1 protein-coding gene is annotated in these 2,057 nt (G+C 41.5%); it reads left to right on the top strand.

The annotated features are described in order from the left end of the window. Positions 1-707 precede the first annotated feature (707 nt). Positions 708-1,703, top strand: coding sequence for a c-type cytochrome (locus JMX75_RS12800; protein ID WP_102078934.1), 996 nt, complete (start codon positions 708-710; stop codon positions 1,701-1,703). Positions 1,704-2,057 lie beyond the last annotated feature (354 nt).

Genomic DNA, 2,057 nt, shown 5'->3' with positions numbered 1-2,057 from the left:
TTGATTGAGGGCCTTCACTTGGTGTTCTTTAACAATGATAAGACTGTATTTCGACAGTTAGTTAGCTTTTTAACCCCTAAACCTATGAAAATCGGGTGGGGATGATTTTTTTGTCGTGTGCAGAGAATAAGTTAAACAGCTGTCGTCTATTCGATCTAAAACCGATACAAAGTGCTAATGGGGTGAGTTTTTTGCAGCCTCTGTTACGCCTGCGAACAGCAAGCAAGAAAAATCTATCCCATTAGCACGGGAATACTAACGTATCGATTTTATTTTGCAATTACTATATAAAAATATCTTCATCAAAAAAAAGCGCGTAAATATTTTCATATTTACGCGCTTTTAGTAAAAACAGTATGCCTTGCTATTTAGAACGTTCACCATCTGTTGGCATCATTTGTCGCTTTAGTGTTCTTTTTCAATTTAAAAACACTTTACGTATTTGTATTTGATACAATTATGTTACTAGCAAATTACAGATTAATTACTGGTCGAGTTTTGATAGGCAGAATCAAGCGGATTAATAGCTAATATTAGGCAGTAGCGATAAGCTGAATGATATGACGCCAACTATGTTGGCATTGATCAATACTGGAATCCGAGCCATTTATTTAGCTAAAATCTTAAAATAAGTTTTGCCATCATGACGACCAAGCTATCATATAAATATAGATTTACATATTATTTTCTAACATAAGGATATTCCAATGATAAACTTTCCACGTGCTAAGCCCTCCTCCCTGTTAGTAGCCACTATCTTTGCCATCAGCGCCGTCAGTATGGCCGGCTGTAGTAATAGCAATGAGACCAAAGCCGTTGACCGTTTGGAAGAAGCAGAAGCCTTGGCTCGCGTTAAAGCCCTCGAAGCCCGTGCCGAAACGCTAAAAGGTAATATGCCAGCTGCCAGTGATATGAGCGCTAGCGCAGGCGGCGGTGATGCGGCAGGCGCAGCAAGCGGTAAGCCGTCCATTAAGATGCCAGACGAATCGACCATTCCAGATGATGAGTATGGCGCTGCCGTACGCCGCGGTCTACAGCTTGCCAACCATACTTATAAAGAGCTGCCGAATAACGTTGGTAACCAGCTTAACTGTACCAGCTGTCACCTAGGCAATGGCTCAGAAGCGTATGCTGCACCTTGGAACAATATGCCAAGTATTTACCCGATTTATCGCTCACGCGCAGGTCGCGTCAATACCATTCAAGAGCGTATTAACGGTTGTTTTGAGCGTTCGATGAATGGTAAAGCACTCGATCTTGATTCAGATGATATGAATGCGATGGTGTCTTATATGAGCTGGTTGTCGCAAGATATGCCATTTGGGGTATCACCTGAAGGTCGCGGTTTTGTAAAAGTGAATAAAGAGTTAGAGCCAAACCCTGAAACGGGTGAAAAGCTATTTGCAGAAAAATGTAGCGTTTGTCACGGTGATAATGGCGAAGGTCAATATAATGACGATGGTACTTATATCTATCCTGCGGTAGCTGGCGATAAATCCTTTAATGATGGCGCAGGCATGGCGCGTACATATACCGCCGCGGCCTTTATTAAAGGTAAAATGCCGTTCGGTCAGGGCAATACACTAAGCGATCAAGAAGCGGTCGATATTGCCGCCTACTTTACCCATTTGCCGCGCCCTGTCAAAGCCAATAAAGACAAAGATTGGCCAAATGGCGATGCACCAAAAGATGTGCGTCGTTAATTGAAAAGCTTATAAGTCAGACCATAAAAAAGCCCAGCTATTCAATAACTTGGCTTTTTTATCATAGATAGTTAAGACAAATAGCTCTGCACACGACAAAAAAACAAAAAGTCTGTTAAAGCAAAGGCATAATAGTAATTTTTAAGACGAATCAGACCATGCCAAACTTTAACAGACTTAGTGAGACTTTAACCCAAAACCTGAGCATGAACAAGGCAAGAATCAATTGTTTGAGCCTAATGATAATAGCCCTGATTACTGCTCAAAGCAGTAATCTTAAAAAAAATAGCAAGACACCTTCCTAAGGGTGGCAAGACCGACAGTCACTATCGCAGACTACAGCGATTTTTTGCC

It is taken from the genome of Psychrobacter sp. LFX-11D (genome assembly GCF_904846475.1).
Classification (GTDB): Bacteria; Pseudomonadota; Gammaproteobacteria; order Pseudomonadales; family Moraxellaceae; genus Psychrobacter; species Psychrobacter cryohalolentis.
Note: the sequence above shows the minus strand (reverse complement) of the source record. Positions and strands in the feature narration are given on the sequence as shown.